Origin of the sequence: Paraburkholderia bryophila (genome assembly GCF_003269035.1) — a bacterium.
Lineage (GTDB): Bacteria > Pseudomonadota > Gammaproteobacteria > Burkholderiales > Burkholderiaceae > Paraburkholderia > Paraburkholderia bryophila.
Genome location: NZ_QLTK01000005.1, coordinates 261,778 through 280,336 on the forward strand (window position 1 = coordinate 261,778; position 18,559 = coordinate 280,336).

Genomic DNA, 18,559 nt, shown 5'->3' on the forward strand with positions numbered 1-18,559 from the left:
GTCATCGCCCTTGCGTCGCAAGCGACAAGCGCTGGCCTGCGACGCGGCAGCCACTCAATCAGGCCGGCGCGACTCATGGACCGTGTCCATTCAGGAGCCTCGATGAACTTCCGCTCTCACTACAGCAGCCGCCCCGACCTGATCGACGATCATCCCGTCGATAACACCGACGCGCCCGAGCGTACCGTCCTCAGCGCCGTCCGCACCTGGCTGCGACCAGCCTGCGAATCGGCGCGCGGCGGCGTGCAATGGCGCGACATTCTCAGCGGTGTCGGCTTGCGACAGGACGGCATAGAACATTTCGATCTGCTGATGCGTTCGCTGATGCACGTGTCGTATCGTCCGCTCGACATGCGCTGCCGCTGTGCCAGCGACCTCGGCAAGGACGAAGCCGTCATTTTGCAGACCATCGCGTTGCTGCAAAAAACGCATAGCGGCGCCGCGTTGCGCATGTTGAGCGAGTGGCTGCCCTCGCCCGCGGTCAGCGGCGTGTTGAAGCTGATCCGCTGGTTTGCGATCGATCTGCTCGACGCCGGCATGGAACTCGACGTGCAAGCGCGTCGCGTGACCTATATGCATTGAGGACGCAGCCAATGTCACTGGAATTGGACCAGGCTGCGCCGGCCTCCTCGCGCGTGCGCGATAGCCGCGACGTGCGCGCGACCGAACGCGCGGCGAACCCCGCCCGAATCGTGCACGCTATCGTCACGGCCACGCCGCCCGTCTTCTCTTCTCACTCACTGACGCGCCACTATCCGCGCGGCGTCACCGTGCCGCGCGCGGGCGAATTGCATCTGTGGCGATTTCGCTGCGAATGGTTGCCGGTGCCGGTGCAGGAAGGCGACGGCTGGTTGTCGAAGAGCGAACGCGAACGCGCGCGGTTACATCCGAACGCCGCGTTGCGCAAGCGCTTTGTCAGCGCTCGCGTGGTAGTGCGCTGGATCGTCGCGAATCTGTTCGACTGCGCGCCACGCGAGGTCGATCTGCAAGACGACGGCAACGAAAAATTGCGCGCACGCCATCCTCATGACGGCCGCGGCATTACGATCGACATCGCCTACGGCGGCATCTGGATCGTGGTCGGCGTTGCGTCGGCGACGCTGGGTCTGAGCGTGGTCGTGCCGTCACCCGGCGCGCGCGCCGACGAGACGCCGGACGGCGCGCGACGGCGTGCACGTTATGGCAGCCTCTGCAATGCGCTGCGTTATGCGCCGGTGGATATCGACGTGGAACTGCTGCTGAGCCATACCGCGAGTTGCGCCTTCGACCTCGCGGAGCATGGCCGCTGGCAGGTGTTCGATCTGCCGATGGGCGGCAAGATTCGCGCGGCCGTCGCGCTCGCGCAACCGATTACGCAAGTCCATACGTTTGGTTGGCCGAAGTCGCTGGCGATCGGAGAAATCAACCCGTAGGCGGCTGAGGTTTATCGCGCTCTATCGCGCGAACGGGGTCGTCGACCACGCCACGCACGCTGAATAGGCGTGCGGCGCTTCGATCCACCGTGCGGTGATTTCACGCATATTGTCCGGGATCGCATTGCGCAACGTCACGCGGTTCGCTTCGCGCGGCAGCACGCTCAAGTGCTGCAAACCACGCGAAATGCCGGCGCCCGTTGTCTTCACGAGCGCTTCCTTCGCCACCCAGGCATCGTAAAACGAAGCGGTCTGCTGACCGGCATCGCGGCCTTCGAGCCATGCCACTTCGGCGGGGTCGAGCGTCAACGCCACGATCGAACGCCAATCGAATCCATCGCGGTGCTGTTCGATATCGACGCCGACGCGCCGAAACGGCGACATGGCGATCAATCCATGCGCACCCGCATGCGAAACGTTGAAATCGAACCGATCCGAATCCGTTAGATGCGGACGGCCGTTTGCGTCCTGGGAAAAACGCACAGTGTAAGCGGGGATGCCAAGACGCTGCGCAAGCAACTCACGCAGCGCGGCGCGCACGCTCGCGAAACGCACCGTGTCCTCGTGATGAAGAAACTTGCGGGCGCGGGCTCGCTCTTCCTCGCTGAGCGACGCGAACACGGCCGCGTCGTTCAGTGACGCATTGAAAGGGAAATCGATCCGCCACAACGAGATGTCGGACGGGCCGTCATGCGGCAAAAGAACAGGGTCGATGGAATGCATCGCAAGGCGTCGGACGGTCTGGCTAAGGTAGAAAAGGAACCTGAAAAGAACATTCGCGACTCTACCCGATATCACGCCCGAATCCACCTCGCCTTTCAGATGCGCCGCATGTCCTTCGGCACGCCGAGCAACAACGCCACGCCGCTGACGAACAGCAACACGCTCAGCAGATACAGCGCGTTATCCATACTGCCGGTGTGCGTCTTGATCAGCCCGATCACCCACGGACTCACAATGCCGCTCGTAATGCCGATGCTGCTGATCAAAGCGATACCCGCCGCCGCAGCCGTGCCGGACAGATAACCCGACGGCACCATCCAGAAGATCGGCAACGCCGCGAAGATCAACACCGCGGCCAGCGACAGAATCGCGAGCATGGCGGGAAAGCTGCTCAGATGCAGCGTCAGCAGCGAAAGCGCTATGCCGCCGCCAATCGTGCAGACGGCAAAATGCCGGCGGCGTTCGCCGTGGCGATCCGAGTGACGCGCAATCAGAATCAATCCGACCGCACCGATTGCATTGGGAATCACGGTGTAAAGACTAATTGCCAGCACGTCGTGCACGCCGAAGTCGCGGATCATCAACGGCATCCAGAAGTTCAGCGTCAGCGAGGCGCAGGTCAGCGAGAAGTAGATGAATGCGAACAGATAGACGCGGGGATTGCGCAACGCGTGCAGAAACGAGCGCGACGAATGCGCGTCCGACGAAACCCGGCGGCCCTCGTCGCGTTGTGCGATCAGTTGCGCTTTTTCGTCGGCGCTCAACCAACTGGCGTGCTGCGGACCGTCCACCAGATAGAACGCGGCGAGCAGACCGAGCACGATGGCGGGCGCGCCTTCTATCGCGAACATCCATTGCCAGCCGAACAGGCCCAGCACGCCGCCCATGTCGCGCATGATCCAGCCGGACACGAGACCGCCGAGCACTCCGGCCACCGCGACGCCCGCAAAGAAGATCGACAGCACGGCCGCGCGCCGCCGCGCCGGATACCAATACGTCAGATACAACACGATGCCGGGAAAGAAGCCCGCTTCGAACACGCCGAGCATGAAGCGCAGCAGATAGAAGTGCGACGGCTTCGACACCAGCATCATGCCGACCGATGCCATGCCCCACAGCAGCATGATCCGCGTGAACGTGCGGCGCGCGCCGAAGCGGGCCAGAAGCATGTTGCTCGGCACTTCACAGATCACGTAGCCGACGTAGAAAACCGCCGCGCCGAGACCGTACATGGCGTCGCTGAAGCCGAGGTCGTGCTTCATCTGCAATTGCGCGAAGCCGATGTTAATGCGGTCGAGAAACGACACCACGTAGCAGAGAAAAAGAAACGGAATGATCCGCATCGAGACCTTGCGATATAGCAGGTCGTCGTGCGCGGCAGCGGAGGCGCCCGGCTCGAGCGCGGGGGCGAGGGATTGGCTCATCGATTATCTCCAAACGTGAGGGTCCAACGGACCCGCCGGGTCCGGCGTCTTGATGCGCCGCGTTGTCGTTGTGCAGGTGGGCAGCAGGCGGCGTTGCTACGCCGCCTGCGGTTGTGCGCTCAAGCCGCGAGCGAATGCGCCTGGGTGTCTCGCGTTGAAGCGTCGATTACCCCAACGCGCGCATGCTGGATGGCTTCGAGCAGCGTCGCGTGATCGCCGATATGGTTGGCGAGCAGCAGGATCAATTGCGCATTGGCCGACTGGCTTTGCGCCTCGTCGAGATCGCGATGCATGTCGATCAGTGCCTCGTAAAAATCGTCGGGGCGCGTGAGATTCGGTTGCGTATTCAGTGTCATGTCTGTCTCCTGCTATTGTTTGCCGATGCCTTGCGGTTGGCGCACGCGCTCCGCGTGCCTGGGTCAAAAGCCCAGGTTCAGATTCAGGTTCAAGCCGTCCCTTCGACACACAATGCGCGTTTCAACGCCTGCGTGACCGCGTCCGCATCGAGCTGCCGCCAACGCGCGCAAACATGCTGGTCCGGCCGGATCAGATAGAACGTGCCGGGTTTGGCGTCATAGCGCGCGTGCGCGTGGCCTTGCGCGTCGTGAGCGACTTTCACGCTCGCCGAATACGAAACAGAAATGGACGCGGATGCCAGAACCCCAGCCTGAAGATCGCCACTCGTCACCACCACGAGCTTCAACGGAATCGGTCCGACATTCAGCGATTCCAACGCGGCGCGAGTGGCCGGATCGACACCTTGTGCGCCGCAGAACAACACCCCGGTGAACTGCTGACCGAGTTGCTGCAGCAGCCAGGCCGGTTGCGCAGCCACCAGAACCGGCGCGTCGACACACGACGCACCCGGCACCATCGCACCGTCGAAGCAATCGACGTCCTCCGTGTTCAGCGGCGAATCGCGCAACACCGCCGGCACCGACAGGCGCCCGCTATTCGCTAATTGCCGCGCAAACGGATGTTGCCGCGAGAGCTTCAGCACCGCGTCGCGGAACACGCGGCTCACGGGGCTCTTTGGCGTGATGAAATCGGTGGAGCGGGTGGAGTTGCGAATGTTTTCATCGGCGGCGAATTCGCGTTCGCTCGCGTAGGTGTCGAGCAGCGCGTCGGACGCGTTGCCGTCGAGCACCATCGCCAGCTTCCATGCGAGATTTTCCGCGTCCTGCACGCCGCTATTCGCGCCGCGTGCGCCGAATGGCGACACGCCGTGCGCGGAGTCGCCCGCGAACAGCACGTTGCCGTGCCGGAAGCGCTCCATGCGCAAACACGAAAACGTATAGACGCTGACCCATTCCAGTTCGAATCTGGCGTCCGCGCCGAGCAACGCGCGCACGCGCGGAATCACACGCTCGGGGGTCTTTTCGAGCACCGGATCGGCGTCCCAGCCCAACTGGAAATCGATCCGCCATACGTTGTCCGGCTGACGATGCAGCAACACCGACTGATTCGGATGAAACGGCGGATCGAACCAGAACCAGCGCTCGGTCGGAAAGTCCGCTTCCATCTTGACGTCGGCGATCAGGAAGCGGTCCTTGAACGTGACGCCCTTGCTGTCGAGCCCCATCAGCGTGCGCATGGGGCTGCGCGAGCCGTCCGCGGCGACGACATAGCGGCCGCGCAGCGGGTACTGCCCTTGCGGCGTGTCGATCGTCAACGTCACGCTGGCTTCGTGCGAGCCCGGCGCGCCGTTCTGCTGCACGCCGACCACCTTGCTCTTCCAGCGGATCTCGAGATTCGGCAATGCCTGCGCACGTTCGAGCAGGAAGCCCTCGACGTAATACTGCTGCAGATTGATAAACGCGGGCCGGTTGTGGCCCGCTTCCGGCTGCAGGTTGAACGTGTAGACCAGTTCGTCTTTCAGAAACACCTTGCCGACGTTCCAGCTGATGCCTTTCTCCACCATTCGCTGGCCGCAACCCAGGCGGTCGAAAATATCGAGCGAGCGCTTCGAAAAGCAGATGGCCCGCGAGCCGGTGGACAACGAACAGTCGTCGTCTACCAGCACGACCGGCACGCCCTGTTGCGCGATATCGATTGCGGTGGCGAGGCCCACCGGGCCCGCGCCGACCACGATCACCGGATAGGCCGCCTGCTCCGCGTCGCCTTGCGCACTTTGCTCGCGGCACGGCTGGTAGTCGAACGACAGCGTCTGGTAGTTGATGCTCATCTTAAGTCTCCGTCCTGCTCTTCTCGGCGTCGCTGTAGCGCGGTGGGGTCAGGCTTGCAGCGCGTCCCACATGTCCTTGTCGCGTTGCGCGGTCCAGATGCGCGGATGCGTGATACCGCTCGCTTCGTCGAAGGCGCGCGACACGTCGAACGGCAGGCAATGCTCGTAGATAAATACGTGGCCGAACTTCGGATCCATGGCCTTGCGCGTGTGCGCCATCGCGGCCTTCAGATCGAGTTTCTGTTCGACGGCTTCGCGGCCTTGCTGCAACAGCGTGGTAACGAAGTCCTTGGTGTAGTCGAGACCTTTGTTGACGTCTTCCGGCGTGGTCAGCGCGGGGCCACGGCCCGGCACCAGCTTGTCGGCCTGCAGCGCGCGCAGCGCTTCGAGCGTGGCCGGCCACTGTTCGAGTTGGGCGTCGCCGCAATAACACGCCGCGTCGTACTCGACCAGATCGCCGGAGAACAGCACCTTCTGCGACGGCAGCCACACGACCGTGTCGCCCTTGGTGTGACCGGCGCCGAGATGCGCAATGCGCACTTCGAGCTTGCCGAGAAACAGCGTCATTTCCTTCTCGAACACCAGCGTCGGCCACGTCAAGCCCGGCACGGTTTCGACACCGGCAAACAGACGCGGGAAGCGTTCAATTTCCGACTTCATGTCCGCCTCGCCGCGCTCGACGATCATCTCGTAGGTACCGCGGCTCGCGATCACCTGTTGCGCGCCTTCCGCGAAATACGCCGACGCGCCGAGCACACGCACCGCGTGGTAATGCGACAGCACGACGTATTTGATCGGCTTATCGGTAACGCTGCGGATCTTCGCGATGAGGTCTTGCGCCATGGCCGGCGTGGCGGTGGTGTCGACGATCAGCACGCCGTCGTCGCCGATGATCACGCCCGAGTTCGGATCGCCTTCAGCGGTGTACGCGTAGGCGTTCTCAGACAACTTCGTCCACGTGACTTTCTTGACTTCCAGATCGGCCTGGGATGCGAATGCCTTTGCCATGCTTGTCTCCCTCAAAAGTTGGACGTGAGGCGAGACGGCCGGCTGCGCAAGGTGTGCGCGGGCTGGCGGTATTGGAGGATTGTCTCGCCCCGTTTTGACTCTGTGACTGCGCCGGTGTGTCGGGGTGAATGCATCTTATGGCTGCGCGAGTTTATTTGTCAATAGCGAAATGTATCGCTATACGCAAATCGCACAACACCTAAGATGGAGACAAGGTGGCAACTCCATCGCCTGGGTTTTTAGGCAAGGCCATCGGCTAACATGGACCCTTTTTACGGACGGGCGCGAGGGTGAGCAAAGCAGCGAAACCGGCCGTGGACCAAGGCGCGGGCAGAGACGAAAGCGCGCCGGGCGGCAAGCCGCAACGCGGCATTCAGAGCGTGGAAGTGGGCGGCCGCGTGCTGCTGGCGCTTGCGCAGGCGCGCACGCCGCTGGCGTTGTCGGATCTGGCTAGCGCCGCGCAACTCGCGCCGGGGCAGGCGCACGCCTATCTGGTGAGCCTGAGCCGGCTGGGTCTGATCAAGCGCGACGAACTGTCGGGTCGCTACGAACCCGGGCCGTTATCGCTGCGGCTCGGCCTGCTGCATCTGCAGAACCAGCCGGCGTTTCGCGCCGCCGTGCCGCGCGTCGCGGCGCTGGCCGAAGCGATTGGCTTCAGCGTGGCGATCTGTATTGCCGGGCCGCAAGGGCCGACTATCGTCCGCTATGAGCACGCGGGGTTTCCGCTGCACGTCAATTTGCATGTGGGCACGGTGATGTCGCTGCCGGCTACGTCGACGGGACGCGTGTTTTGCGCTTATCTGCCGCGCGGGGTGCTGGATGCGATGTGGGCGAACCAGTCGGGCGCGGGGCGCGAGGTGAATGGCGCAACCAGCACAACCGGCGCGACAAACGCAATGAGCGCAATGAACGCGATGACGCCACCCGACGAAAGCGCCGCGTTCGACGCCGCGTTGAACGAGATCCGCGCGCGCGGTCTTGCACGCAGCGTCGATGCGCCGAGTCCTGGTATCAGCAGCTTGAGCGCGCCGGTGCTCGATGCCGAAGGCGGTTTATCGCTGGCGCTGACGGTGATCGGCTCGACCGGCGCGATCGATGTCGCCGCCGATGGCCCTATCGCCCGCGCGCTGCTCGCGGCGGCTCATGACATTAGCGCTGAACTCGCCGCTGCATCTTCCCTGTTAGCCTCTTCCGCCACGTGACCGATTCTCTCGACCCCTCTCTCGCCGCTTCCGCCGACGCAAAACCGCAGCGCGGCATCCAGTCGCTCGACAGCACCGGCGAGTTGCTGGCGGCGCTCGTCTCGGCGGCGCGGCCGCTGAACTTGCGCGATCTTGCGGCGGCCGCCGGCATGCCGCCGGCCAAAGCGTTTCCGCATCTGGTGAGTCTGCTGAAGATCGGTTTGCTCAAGCGCGATGCATCGGGCTGTTTCGAGGCCGGGCCGCTCGCGCTGGAACTTGGCTTGATCGGCTTGCAGCGACTGTCGCCCGCGCGCGAGGCGGAGCCCGAGCTGGTCGAGCTGGCGGCGTCGACGGCGATGAGCGTCGCGATGGCGGTGCTGGGGCCGCTTGGGCCGACTGTCGTGCGTCTGGAGGAATCGGCGCGGCCACTGCATGTGAGCTTGCGGGTCGGCACGGTGATGTCGCTGGTGAATACGGCAATTGGCCGCGTGTTCGCCGCTTATGTCGCCGACGACGTGCGCGCCGGTCTGCTGACGCAGGATCATCTGCGGCTGGCGGGCGCGGACGCGGCGGATATTTTCGCGGCGAACGCGCGCGGAGCGGGAGCGGGAGCGGGTGTGTCGAAGACGGTCGATGCAAACGGCGGCGTGGCCTCTGCGTTAACGCCATTGACTCAAGCCTACGCGCAGCGCCTCGCGCAAATCCGCGCTAACGGTATCGATACGGCGTTGAGCCGCCCTGTGCCTGGCATCAATACACTGGCCGCGCCGGTGCTGGATCACACCGGCAGCATCTGTCTCGTGCTCGCGCTGATGGGACCGAGCGGCAGCTTCGATAGCGATCCGACGGGCGGCCCGGCGCAGACCTTGCGCGCCGCGACGCTGAGATTGTCGCGGCGGTTTGGGTGGATGACGGCGACGAGCGGGGCGTGACGCTCGACGCCTCATTGCAGGTCGGTCGCCTGGCAATGCGTTAAAGCTCGGGCCGCTCGCTGCCGATCGCCCGCCGCCGATACCACGACCAGCCAGCGCCCATCACACCGGCAAACACCAGCACCCCAATCAACGCAACGCGCTTCTTATGGCGCCCGGCATCGCGCCGCATGTCGCGCCACGCCTGCGTATAAGTGAAGGTCGCCGCCGCCTTGAAATCCGGCTCCGGGCACAGCGAGCCGAACGACCCGCCGAAATCCACGTACGCCCCTTCCTTCACATAGCGCTTGTAAAAACCCTGCGCGCGCTCGGGATCGTAGGTGTGCATCCAGTCCGTCCCGCGGCACAGCACGGCGGCAAACGCCTGGGAGCGCGCGGGCAATGCGTCGGCCGCTTTCGCGATGTAGCCGGCGGCAATCTCGCGGTAGTGAAAACGCGTCAACGGCTGGCTTTCGCTTGCGGCGTAGCGGCGCTTTTCGTCGGCGGTGACGAACGGTCCAGCCAGATCGTCGTCCGCGCGCGTCGTGGGCGTTTCGGGCGTATGCGGCTGTTGCGCCGACGCGGCGGCGGCGTCGCTGGCCGCGTTCGTGTCCGAAGCCCGCGCCACATGCGCGCCGATCACACCCGAGCGCCCCGAACCGCCCTCGAAATCGCCGTCGATGTCGTGATAATCCGGCCCCTGCTCGTAGCCCATCAACTCCATGCCGAACTGTTTCGCGAGCGTCGCCGCTGCGAACCAGCCGCGCGCGCGATTCGTGCGGGTCCACGCGTGCTGCGCCTGATCGAGCGCGGCGCCGTAGTCGTGCGCAAGCTCGCGCAGATGAAGTTGCGTGCGCACAGTTTGGCCGTTTTTCCAGTCGTACGAGCTGTAACGCGGATCGTCGTCGGCGGGAAAATACGGCAGCGCTTCGTCGATCCGGCCGTCTCTCAGAAGGCGGCGTGCCAGTAGATAGCGCAACGCGTCGCCGGCGGACGGCCGCGCCCCGTAATACGCGTTCGGATCAGTCGGTAGCGGCGGCGCGACGGACCACGTCGGCACGCGCGTATCGACGAAGTGCTTCAACTCGTCCGTGGTGAGCACGCGCTCCGCGATGTAGGCCATATCGCTGCCGTACGCGATTTCGGTGACCGAGTCTTCGTTCACGCTCGCGTCGTTGCGTCGCGAGGCGGCGTCGAACAGATAACCGAGCGCCTCGACATACTGTCCACGCGACAAGGTCAGCACGGCCTGCTCGCCTTTGATCAATCGCACACCCGCTGGCTCCACGCTCGAATCGGCGGCTGGAAACCCCTTCGAGGCCTGCGCATAAGCCTGCACGGCCGCGGCCGTATCGCCCCGGCGTAACGCGAGTTTCGCGCTTACCCAACTCGCCAGCGCGCTGTGCTCGCGCGCCGCCAGCATGCCGGCGAAGTCGTAGCGGCCCACGCGATACGCCAGCGCCGCCAGACGATCGGCGCCCGCGACATGATCGATGCCGCGTTGCCGGATTGCCTCCACCAACGCGACCAACGCGGGATTCGGCTTGATGCCGTGGTCACCACGCGCGGCATCGGCATAGCCGGTCGGCCCGAAGCTGTTGTCGTAGCCGCCGTAGTATTCGAACGCGCTCGCCGGTTGGTCGTTGACGATATCGCCTTCGCGCGCGAGCGCATACGCTACCAACAGACGTTGCGCGACCGGATCGTCGATCAGCGACGCGACCCTCGTCTTGCCGGCTAATGCCCATGCCGCGATGAATTGCAGGGACTCCACGCCGCTCACGCCGCCCCGCGCTGCTTGCTGCGCATAGAGTCCGATGGCCCGCTTCAGGTTTGTGGGCGTGATCGCCGCGGCGCAGGGGGTGTCGTTCAGGAAGCTGCGGTAATCGCAATGCTTGTCGGATTTCGGATCGTACAGATAGGTCAGCGCTTCATCGCCGAAACTGGCGACCGCGAGGCCTTGCGGATCGGGCGCGCCGTTCGCGGCGAGCGCGCGCGGACGTGCGTAGGCTGCGGGCAACGCGGCAGTGAGGGTCTTGCACGTGTCGGCATCGGAGCAGGCATCGGCACGCGCCTGGGCTATCGCCGCGAGTTCGGTTGCCGCTGCGACGGAGCGCGGCGCGCCCGATGGAGCGGGTAGCGCGAGGATCGCTTCGAGGCGGGTCGTGGCGCGAGTCAGCAGAGACTCTTTGCTGGGGCATGCGGATGACGCGACGGCGGCGCTCGACGACGCAGTGGCTGAGTCGGGCGCGGCCTGATTCGAAGCGTGGGTATCGGAAGCCGCCGTGCTGGATGCCGCCGCGCCTGGTACTGCGTCTGGCGCAGCCTCACTGGCAGCGCCCGCCGACGCAGCCGCTGTACTCGCGCAACCCGTCAGCGCGTGCGTATAGTCCACGTCGGCCGCGGCATAGAGACGTTGCGCGTCCGGCACACCGGCACCTAGCACATACGCCGCGTCGCCGTCGGCGGCTTTGGCCATCGCGGCAAGCGTCGTAATCTGCGCGGACGTCAAACCGGCCACCATCGCCTTCGCCGGATCCACCGGTTGTGCGCCCGCCGCAACCGGCACCGCTTCGGGCGCCAGCAAATGATCGTTCGGCGTCACGAGCCGCGCGACCTCATAAGCAAACGAATTGGTCGGCGTACCGGACAACGTGCCCGCGCGATTGTCGAGCAATTGCAGCTGAAAAAACGGTCCACATGCGTGGACGATCACAGCGCCGGCCAGCAGCGCGAACGCGCCGCCGAATGCGACATATTTACGGTTCAACATGAACGGAGACCTTGTGGTGATCGGTTTCGCCGCAGCGAAGCCAGCCGATATCGCGGCGCATGCCCGCGCGCAACAAGCCGGGTTGTACGCGACGCAGCAGCATGCCGCGCGCGTCGTAATCGAGTGCATAACCGTTGATGCCGTCCGCGGCCTGGCACGCGGCGTCGGTGCGCACGACCGCGGGCAGCGTCGAATCGGCGTTGCCGCTACTCACAAGCGACACGTCGAACAGACCCGGCTGCTGCGCATTCGGACGGACGTCGATGCTCATCGCGGCAGTCAGCGGGGCGCGGCTCAAGACAGCGCGCCAGGTGGTCAGGCTCCATGCGCGCTCGTCGGCGTCGGTGGGCAGGCGGAACCAGACCACGCCCGTCAGGCCGCGCAATTCGTCGCGTTGAATCTGCGCGACGAACGCCGCGATCTGCCCGGGTTGCGCGACCAGTTCATGCGACAAGCCTTGCGCGAAACCGTTCGCGAGCAGCATCGGACGTTCGCTCTCAATGCCGGCCACGCGACCATCCATACCCCACGTGACACGCGAGCCGTAAGTGGGCAACGCGACGCGCCATGGCCGCTGGGTGCGTCGCGCGAACGCGTGCAACCAGGTGCGCGCTTGCGCTGGATCGAACAGGCCCTGCGCCGGGTTCGTCACCGCGTGGACTTGCAGGATGGCGGCGTCGGCTTGCGCCAGCAGCGCCTCGAGCGCGGGGCTGTCGAGCCAGGTGGGTAGCGCGGTGACCGTCAGCTTGACGGCGGGATCGAGCTGCCCGCGCAGCGCGGCGAGAAACCGCGTGTAGGCCGCAAGTTTCGAGGTCGCGCAGTCGTGGTCGATTTCAATGGCCGCGAGTGGCACGCCATGCTGTTTCCAGTTGTCGGCGAGTTGAGCGATGCGCGCGGCCGGCAAGCTGTCCAGATCGTCGAGTTGACCGTCGATTCGCACCACGGCCGTGATCGGCGCACCCGTTGCCGCGAGCGTCGGCCAATCCGGCGACACGACGGTCCAGTCGTTTTTGTCGTCCTTCTCGGCGGCGAGCACGTGCCACGATTGCACTAGGCCACCGCTCCGCTGGATCGCCGCGTTGACCGACAGCGTCCATTTGCGCTGCCAGATATAGGCGTCGTTCGGTAACCGCGTCGCCGGACGGCTGCATGCAGCGATCAGCACGACAAGCGACAACGCGACAAAACCGGCGAACGCGCGCCGCTTTTGTCGCGATGAGCCGCCGTCACTCATAGTGCAGGGCTTTCGGCACGTTGTAGGCCGTGCCGTTGTAGTTCAGCGTCGTGGTGGCGCGTTTCTGCACGCCTTCCTTCGACACACAATCGCTGCTCGTCTGCCTGCTCACGCGCTCTTTCGATGTTTCGCCGACGCGCAACGTGGCGTAACCCGAAGCGTTGGCCGGACCGACGGCGAGCGAACGCGCGACCGACGAAAACGTTCCCGCGCAATTGCCATCCCATTCGCCCGAGTCGTTCGCGACGAGCATGTCGTCGAGCACGCGACGCAGGGTGTGGCCGTCCTGGACATACAGGCTCAGCGCCTGCGCTTCGTAGGGATTGACGCGCGACGAACCTTCGTAAGTCACGCGCACGCCGAACGCGCGTAGTTGCGGCGTCAATTGATAGCGTGCCGTGTCGAGGTCGAGCGAACTGAAGCGAATCGCGTCCGACGTAATCGCCGAGGGTTCGTAGAAATGCGCGACGATCGCGCCGGACCTGGTGTCGGCGACCAGTACTTCGACGTCGTACACGGCTTCATCCTCGGTGGCGCCGGCCTGGGGCATCGGCTGCACGGCCAGCGTCAACGACGGGTCCGCCGGCCAGACCTTGCAAGCCGCGTGCTCGCTATCGAGCTGGCGGCCGGGGTGCAGCGTTTTCATCCAGTTGCTCAGATTAGCCTGGAAAGTGGCCTTGGCATCCGTATCGGCATCGGCGTGAGCGAAAATGGGCACGCATAGCGCGGCTAAGGCGACAAGTTTTTTCATTGTTCTCCCGGTTTGCTTTATTTGACGTTTCGCCGCGTGCTCACGGATCGAGCTATAGCCGCGGATTTTAGGGCGAGCAGTGTCCGTTGTAAAACGGTGGTGAGGCGGGAATGTGAATATAGGCGTTTCAGCGCGATATCGCCAATAGCCGGGAAGATGGCATTCATGCGGAACGCAAGGTGCTAAGAGAGAGTCACCAGGTTCCACGTACGGCTACGTGACGATCAATCCCCGGTCGCCTCCGGTTCATGCGAGGCCAACCGCGCCTTTGCATGGCGCATTTTTTCAAGCGTCTTCGGACCGGCTTTAAGCGCGACGCCGATCGCGAGCGCGTCCATGATGCACAGATGCACGAGTCGCGACACGCCCGGCGTATTCGGATCGATCGGGCTCGGCACGCGCAGTAGCAGCGGGATATCGACCAGCCACGCCAGTCGCGAACCGACGTTGGTCAGCGCAATGGTGGTCGCGCCGCGCTCCTTGGCGATCTGTATGCTCTCATTCACTTCGACGCTGCGGCCCGAATGCGAAATGGCGAAGGCCACGTCGCCCGGCTCCATCAGCCCCGCGTAAAGACGCTGCAGATGGCCATCCGTAAAAGCGGTCGACGCAATGTCGAGCCGCAGGAAGCGCAACGCCGCGTCTTGCGCCACGAGGCCCGATCCCGAACCAACGCCGAAGAAGAACACGCGCCCGGCGCTCGACAGCGCCGCGATCGCGCTCTCCACGACCGCGGGGTCCAGCGCGCCACGAGCGTGCGTGATGCCGTCGATGGCCGCTTCGCCCACCTTGTCCATCAAGGTCTGCACGTCGTCGTCACGCGCCACGGCGGTCGACGCGTACGGCATGCCGCCCGCCACGCTCTGCGCCAGTTGCATCTTGAAGTCGCGCAGACCATGTGCCCCGATCGCGCGGCAGAACCGCGTGACGGAGGGCTCGGACACGTCGGCGCGCTGCGCGAGTTCGGTGATGCTCGCGCGCATGGCGAAATCGACGTCGCTCAGCACCATGTCGGCGACCTTACGCTCGGCAGGCCGCAAATTCGCCAACGCGCTGCGGATGTGGGGAATCAAGTTCGGTGCGGACACCCGGTGTTCCTTAAAAGCGCCCCCGGATTTGTCGCTTCGCGCCGGCCTTCGATGGGGACTTCCTTCGCGGCCGTGGACTTCTTGCGGAGCGGAAAACGTGGGACGTCCCGGCGTTTTCTTACGGGTTAAATGAATCCGCGTCGCAGTCGCAGTCAGATTCGGACGGCGACACACGGCTCATGCCAGCCTGCGTCCACTCTCCGTATCGAACAGATGAATATGTTCCGCCGGCAAACGCAACGCGACACGCTGGCCGGGCTCGACTTTCGAGCGCTGGCGAGTCGTCACGCACCACGTGCTGCCGCCTATTTTCCCGTACAGGTGGGTCTCCGCGCCAGTCGGCTCGACCACTTCGACTTCCATCGTGGCGTCCGGCGCCTGCGCCAGGGTTTCGATGTGTTCGGGGCGCACGCCGAGCGTGACCTTCGCACCGACCGCCGCCGAAGCCGACGCGCCTTCCAGCACGATCTCGCCGCCACCGGTCAGTTTCAGCGTGAGGCCCTGACCTTGCGCGCCGCTCGCCACCACGCCTTCGGCAAAGTTCATCGAGGGCGAGCCGAGGAAGCTCGCGACGAACAGATTCGCCGGACGATCGTACAACTCCAGCGGACGCCCCATCTGCTCGATCCGCCCCGCGTTCATCACGACGATGCGATCGGCCATGGTCATCGCTTCGATCTGATCGTGCGTGACGTAGATCACCGTATTTTTCAGGCGCTGATGCAGCGCCTTGATTTCCGTGCGCATCTGCACGCGCAACTTGGCGTCGAGATTGGACAGCGGTTCGTCGAACAGAAACAGCGACGGTTCGCGCACCACCGCGCGGCCCATCGCCACGCGTTGCCGCTGGCCGCCCGACAGCGCGCGCGGCAAGCGGTCCAGATAGCCGCCGAGATTCAGCATCTTCGCGGCGGCTTCGATTCGCGGCTTGAAACTCGCCGACGATTCCTTGCGAATGCGCGGCCCGAAGGCGATGTTCTCGTAGACCGACAGATGCGGATAGAGCGCGTAGCTCTGGAACACCATCGAAATATTGCGCTGCTGCGGCGCGAGGCCATTCGCGCGCGTGCCGCCGATCATCAGGTCGCCGCCGCTGATTTCCTCGAGGCCGGCCACCATTCGCATCAGCGTGCTCTTGCCGCAGCCCGACGGCCCGACCAGCACGACGAACTCGCCGTCGTCGATGTCGAGATCGATGCCGTGCACGACTTGCGTGTCGCCGTAGCGTTTGAAGATGCCGCTCAGTTGCACTGCTGCCATGCTGTCCTCATCGTCTTGCTTCGTTGACTCGACCGGCGGTTGCGCGGGTTTGCTGTTCGAGTGTCGCTGCGGTGTTTTGGCGTCGCGCCGTTGCGCCGTTGCGGTCAGAGCTGTTCGAGCGTCAGTTCTTCCGCCATCAAACGATTGCCGGCCATCAAGCCGCCGTCCACCGGCAACGCGACGCCGGTAATTACGCGCGCCATCGGCGACGCGAGAAACTGCACGGCGTCGGCAATGTCGTCGGGCGTCGCGAAGTCGCGCAACGGGTACCACTTCTTCAGATCCTCGAACACCTGCGGGTTTTTGTCGACGCGCGCCTGCCATGCCTGCGTCTTTACCGTGCCTGGACACACGATGTTGGCGCGAATGCCGTAACGGCCGAGTTCCATGGCCAGCGCTTTGGTATAGCTGATCAAGCCGGCCTTGGCCGCGCTATACGCGGGATGCCCGAGCGCGGCCATGCCGTTGACCGAGCCGATCAGCACCAGCGCACCGCGCCGGCGCTCGATCATCGACGCCCGCACTGCTTCCACCGTGTGATACGTGCCGTTCAGATTCAGATGAATGTCGCGTTGCCAACTCGCGGCGTCGGTGCTGGCAAGCGTCAGACCTTGCGCGGCGCCGGCGTTCGCGACCAGCACATCCACCGGGCCGCGCGTCTTGACCGCGGTCGCCACTGCCTGTTGCACCGCGGCCGCATCGCCGAGGTCGACCGCGATCGGCGTGACGTGCGCATCGCCGAGTTGCGCGGTCAATGCCTGAAGCGCGGCCGCGTCGATGTCGAGCGCCAGCACGGTATCGCCCTGCTCCACGAAACGCTCGCACAACACGCTGCCGATACCGCCGCAGGCGCCCGTTACCAACACCACACGATTCATGTCCGCCTCGCTCATCGACCGGTCATGCGCACCGGATTAGCGTGTAAATTTCCTACAAACCCGATACCGACTGGTTGTCTAGTCATCCCGAAGATTGGGTATCCGTGACTTCGTGTTACGCAGAATACCCCTGCTTTACAGCATCTTATGCACAAAACTCACTGCAAAAAAATATGGCAGACCCTACGTGACAAGCTATTTTTCGTCATGTAGGATTTTTTCAAACAATTTAACCCAAGCGGCCGGCGACGGCAGCAGACCACCCCACCATCATCGGATGGGACCGGAGTACACGCTCGAGCGCGAACTCCGATCGACAACAGGAGAGAGAGAATGTCGTTGCATGCCCGTGCTTCCCTCGCGCTAGGCAAAGTTGCCGTGGCGCTCGCGTTTGCAGGTATCGCCGTCGCGGCTCACGCCGACACGGTCCGCGTCACGGTCGCGCACTACAGCGACGCGACGGCGCCGTACTTCGAGAAAATGGCTCGCAACTTCGAGAAGGCCAATCCCGGCACGACCATCAAGATCGAAGACGTGAACTGGGACACGCTGCAACAAAAACTCCAGACGGACATTTCCGGCGGCGCCAATGCCGACCTCGCGATTGTCGGCACGCGTTGGCTGCTCGACTTCGTGAAGGACGACGTGGCCGAACCGCTCGACGGTTACATGGATGCGAGCTTCAAGAGCCGCTTCATCGGTCCGTTCCTCGCGCCGGGCGAAATCAACGGCAAGGTGTACGGTCTGCCGATCGCGGCTTCCGCGCGCGCTTTGTACTACAACAAGGATCTGCTGGCGAAGGTCGGCTATCCCGACGGTCCGAAAACGTGGAACGACGTGATCGACGCGTCGAAGAAACTGAAGGCGCAAGGCATTGCCGGCTTCGGTCTGCAAGGCAAGGAAATCGAAACCGACGTCTACTATTACTACGCGCTGTGGACCAATGGCGGCGACGTCGTCGGCAAGGACGGCAAGGCGGCGTTCAATTCGCCGGCCGGTATCAAGGCGGCCACGCTGTACAAGTCGATGATCGACCAGGGCCTCACGCAACCCGGCGTGACCGGCTATAGCCGCGAAGACGTGCAGAACCTGTTCAAACAGGGCCGCGTCGCGATGGTGATCTCCGCGCCGTTCCTGTCGAAGCAGATCAAGAAGGAAGCGCCGAACCTGAAGTACGGTATCGATCCGATTCCGATGGGCACGACGCACGCCACTTACGCCGTGACCGATTCGATCGTGATGTTCAAGAACTCGAAGGTGAAGAAGTCGGCCTGGAAGTTCCTCGATTATCTGTTCACGAAGGAACCGCGCGTCGAGTTCACGACGACCGAAGGCTTCCTGCCGACCACCAAGGCTGAAGCAACCGATCCGGCGTTCAACGATCCGGATACGAAAGCGTTCGTCGCATTGCTGCCGACCGCCCATTTCGCGCCGACCGTGACCGGCTGGGAAGACACCGCGAAAGCAGTGACCGACGCGATGCAATCGATTTACCTCGGCAAGGCGAAGCCGGCTGACGCGCTGAATGCGGCGGCCACGCAAGCGAACAAGTCGCTGGGTCATTGATCGCGTTGCCGATCGCTCGTTCTGATCGCCTGGCGATCTCGAGGTGATTTGCTGAACACTGAACGCGCGCCGCCGTTGTAAAGGCGGTACGCGTTTCGGTCGTAATGCACTATCCGGCCCATCCCGGCGCGCGCGCGAGTGAATGCGAACGCGCCTTACGATCGA

Annotated in this window: 16 protein-coding genes; 5 read left to right on the top strand and 11 right to left on the bottom strand. The window is 64.1% G+C overall.

Annotated features, from left to right (window positions below; all coding sequences use genetic code 11):
• Positions 1-102 precede the first annotated feature (102 nt).
• Positions 103-582: a hypothetical protein gene (locus BX591_RS11540; RefSeq protein WP_111931336.1), complete on the top strand. Its 480-nt coding sequence runs from the start codon at positions 103-105 to the stop codon at positions 580-582.
• An 11-nt stretch (positions 583-593) separates the two neighbouring features.
• Positions 594-1,412, top strand: coding sequence for a 4'-phosphopantetheinyl transferase family protein (locus BX591_RS11545; RefSeq protein ID WP_111931338.1), 819 nt, complete (start codon positions 594-596; stop codon positions 1,410-1,412).
• Positions 1,413-1,433: 21 nt separating this feature from the next.
• Here the strand turns inward: BX591_RS11545 and BX591_RS11550 are convergent, their stop codons facing one another.
• The 5 genes from BX591_RS11550 to BX591_RS11570 form a co-directional block, all read right to left on the bottom strand.
• On the bottom strand, positions 1,434-2,135 hold the full coding sequence (locus BX591_RS11550; protein ID WP_111931340.1) for a 4'-phosphopantetheinyl transferase family protein: 702 nt from the start codon (positions 2,133-2,135) through the stop codon (positions 1,434-1,436).
• A gap of 95 nt (positions 2,136-2,230) precedes the next feature.
• Positions 2,231-3,559, bottom strand: a complete 1,329-nt coding sequence (locus BX591_RS11555; protein WP_111931342.1) for an MFS transporter — start codon at positions 3,557-3,559, stop codon at positions 2,231-2,233.
• Between the two features lie 119 nt (positions 3,560-3,678).
• Positions 3,679-3,915, bottom strand: coding sequence for a DUF2783 domain-containing protein (locus BX591_RS11560; protein ID WP_111931344.1), 237 nt, complete (start codon positions 3,913-3,915; stop codon positions 3,679-3,681).
• A gap of 89 nt (positions 3,916-4,004) precedes the next feature.
• The gene (locus BX591_RS11565) at positions 4,005-5,744 is read right to left on the bottom strand and encodes an FAD-dependent oxidoreductase (protein WP_111931346.1); all 1,740 of its coding nucleotides are present in this window, start codon (positions 5,742-5,744) and stop codon (positions 4,005-4,007) included.
• A 48-nt stretch (positions 5,745-5,792) separates the two neighbouring features.
• Complete coding sequence (locus BX591_RS11570; protein ID WP_105505629.1) at positions 5,793-6,752, bottom strand: MBL fold metallo-hydrolase; 960 nt, start codon at positions 6,750-6,752, stop codon at positions 5,793-5,795.
• Positions 6,753-7,042: 290 nt separating this feature from the next.
• On the opposite strand from BX591_RS11570, the gene BX591_RS11575 reads away from it, so the two are divergent.
• Positions 7,043-7,954 carry an IclR family transcriptional regulator gene (locus BX591_RS11575; RefSeq protein WP_111931348.1) on the top strand — a complete coding sequence of 304 codons (912 nt, stop codon included), beginning with the start codon at positions 7,043-7,045 and terminating at the stop codon, positions 7,952-7,954.
• Positions 7,951-8,865 (top strand): IclR family transcriptional regulator, encoded by a 915-nt coding sequence (locus BX591_RS11580; protein ID WP_111931350.1) that lies wholly within the window; start codon positions 7,951-7,953, stop codon positions 8,863-8,865. The genes BX591_RS11575 and BX591_RS11580 overlap by 4 nt, the downstream gene beginning before the upstream one ends.
• 40 nt (positions 8,866-8,905) lie before the next feature.
• On the opposite strand, the gene BX591_RS11585 is transcribed toward BX591_RS11580, so the two are convergent.
• The 6 genes from BX591_RS11585 to BX591_RS11610 form a co-directional block, all read right to left on the bottom strand.
• Positions 8,906-11,617, bottom strand: a complete 2,712-nt coding sequence (locus tag BX591_RS11585) for a hypothetical protein (RefSeq protein ID WP_111931352.1) — start codon at positions 11,615-11,617, stop codon at positions 8,906-8,908.
• Positions 11,604-12,851, bottom strand: coding sequence for a DUF3142 domain-containing protein (locus BX591_RS11590; RefSeq protein WP_111931354.1), 1,248 nt, complete (start codon positions 12,849-12,851; stop codon positions 11,604-11,606). The genes BX591_RS11585 and BX591_RS11590 overlap by 14 nt, the downstream gene beginning before the upstream one ends.
• Positions 12,844-13,602, bottom strand: coding sequence for a PA3715 family protein (locus tag BX591_RS11595; protein ID WP_111931356.1), 759 nt, complete (start codon positions 13,600-13,602; stop codon positions 12,844-12,846). The genes BX591_RS11590 and BX591_RS11595 overlap by 8 nt, the downstream gene beginning before the upstream one ends.
• Positions 13,603-13,826: 224 nt before the next feature.
• Positions 13,827-14,690, bottom strand: a complete 864-nt coding sequence (locus tag BX591_RS11600; RefSeq protein WP_035559958.1) for a MurR/RpiR family transcriptional regulator — start codon at positions 14,688-14,690, stop codon at positions 13,827-13,829.
• 177 nt (positions 14,691-14,867) lie between these two features.
• Positions 14,868-15,950 (bottom strand): ABC transporter ATP-binding protein, encoded by a 1,083-nt coding sequence (locus tag BX591_RS11605; protein WP_111931358.1) that lies wholly within the window; start codon positions 15,948-15,950, stop codon positions 14,868-14,870.
• A 104-nt stretch (positions 15,951-16,054) separates the two neighbouring features.
• Complete coding sequence (locus BX591_RS11610) at positions 16,055-16,828, bottom strand: SDR family oxidoreductase (RefSeq protein ID WP_111931543.1); 774 nt, start codon at positions 16,826-16,828, stop codon at positions 16,055-16,057.
• A gap of 333 nt (positions 16,829-17,161) precedes the next feature.
• Between BX591_RS11610 and BX591_RS11615 the strand changes: the two genes are divergently transcribed.
• Positions 17,162-18,394, top strand: a complete 1,233-nt coding sequence (locus BX591_RS11615) for an ABC transporter substrate-binding protein (RefSeq protein WP_105505622.1) — start codon at positions 17,162-17,164, stop codon at positions 18,392-18,394.
• The last annotated feature ends 165 nt before the right edge of the window (positions 18,395-18,559 follow it).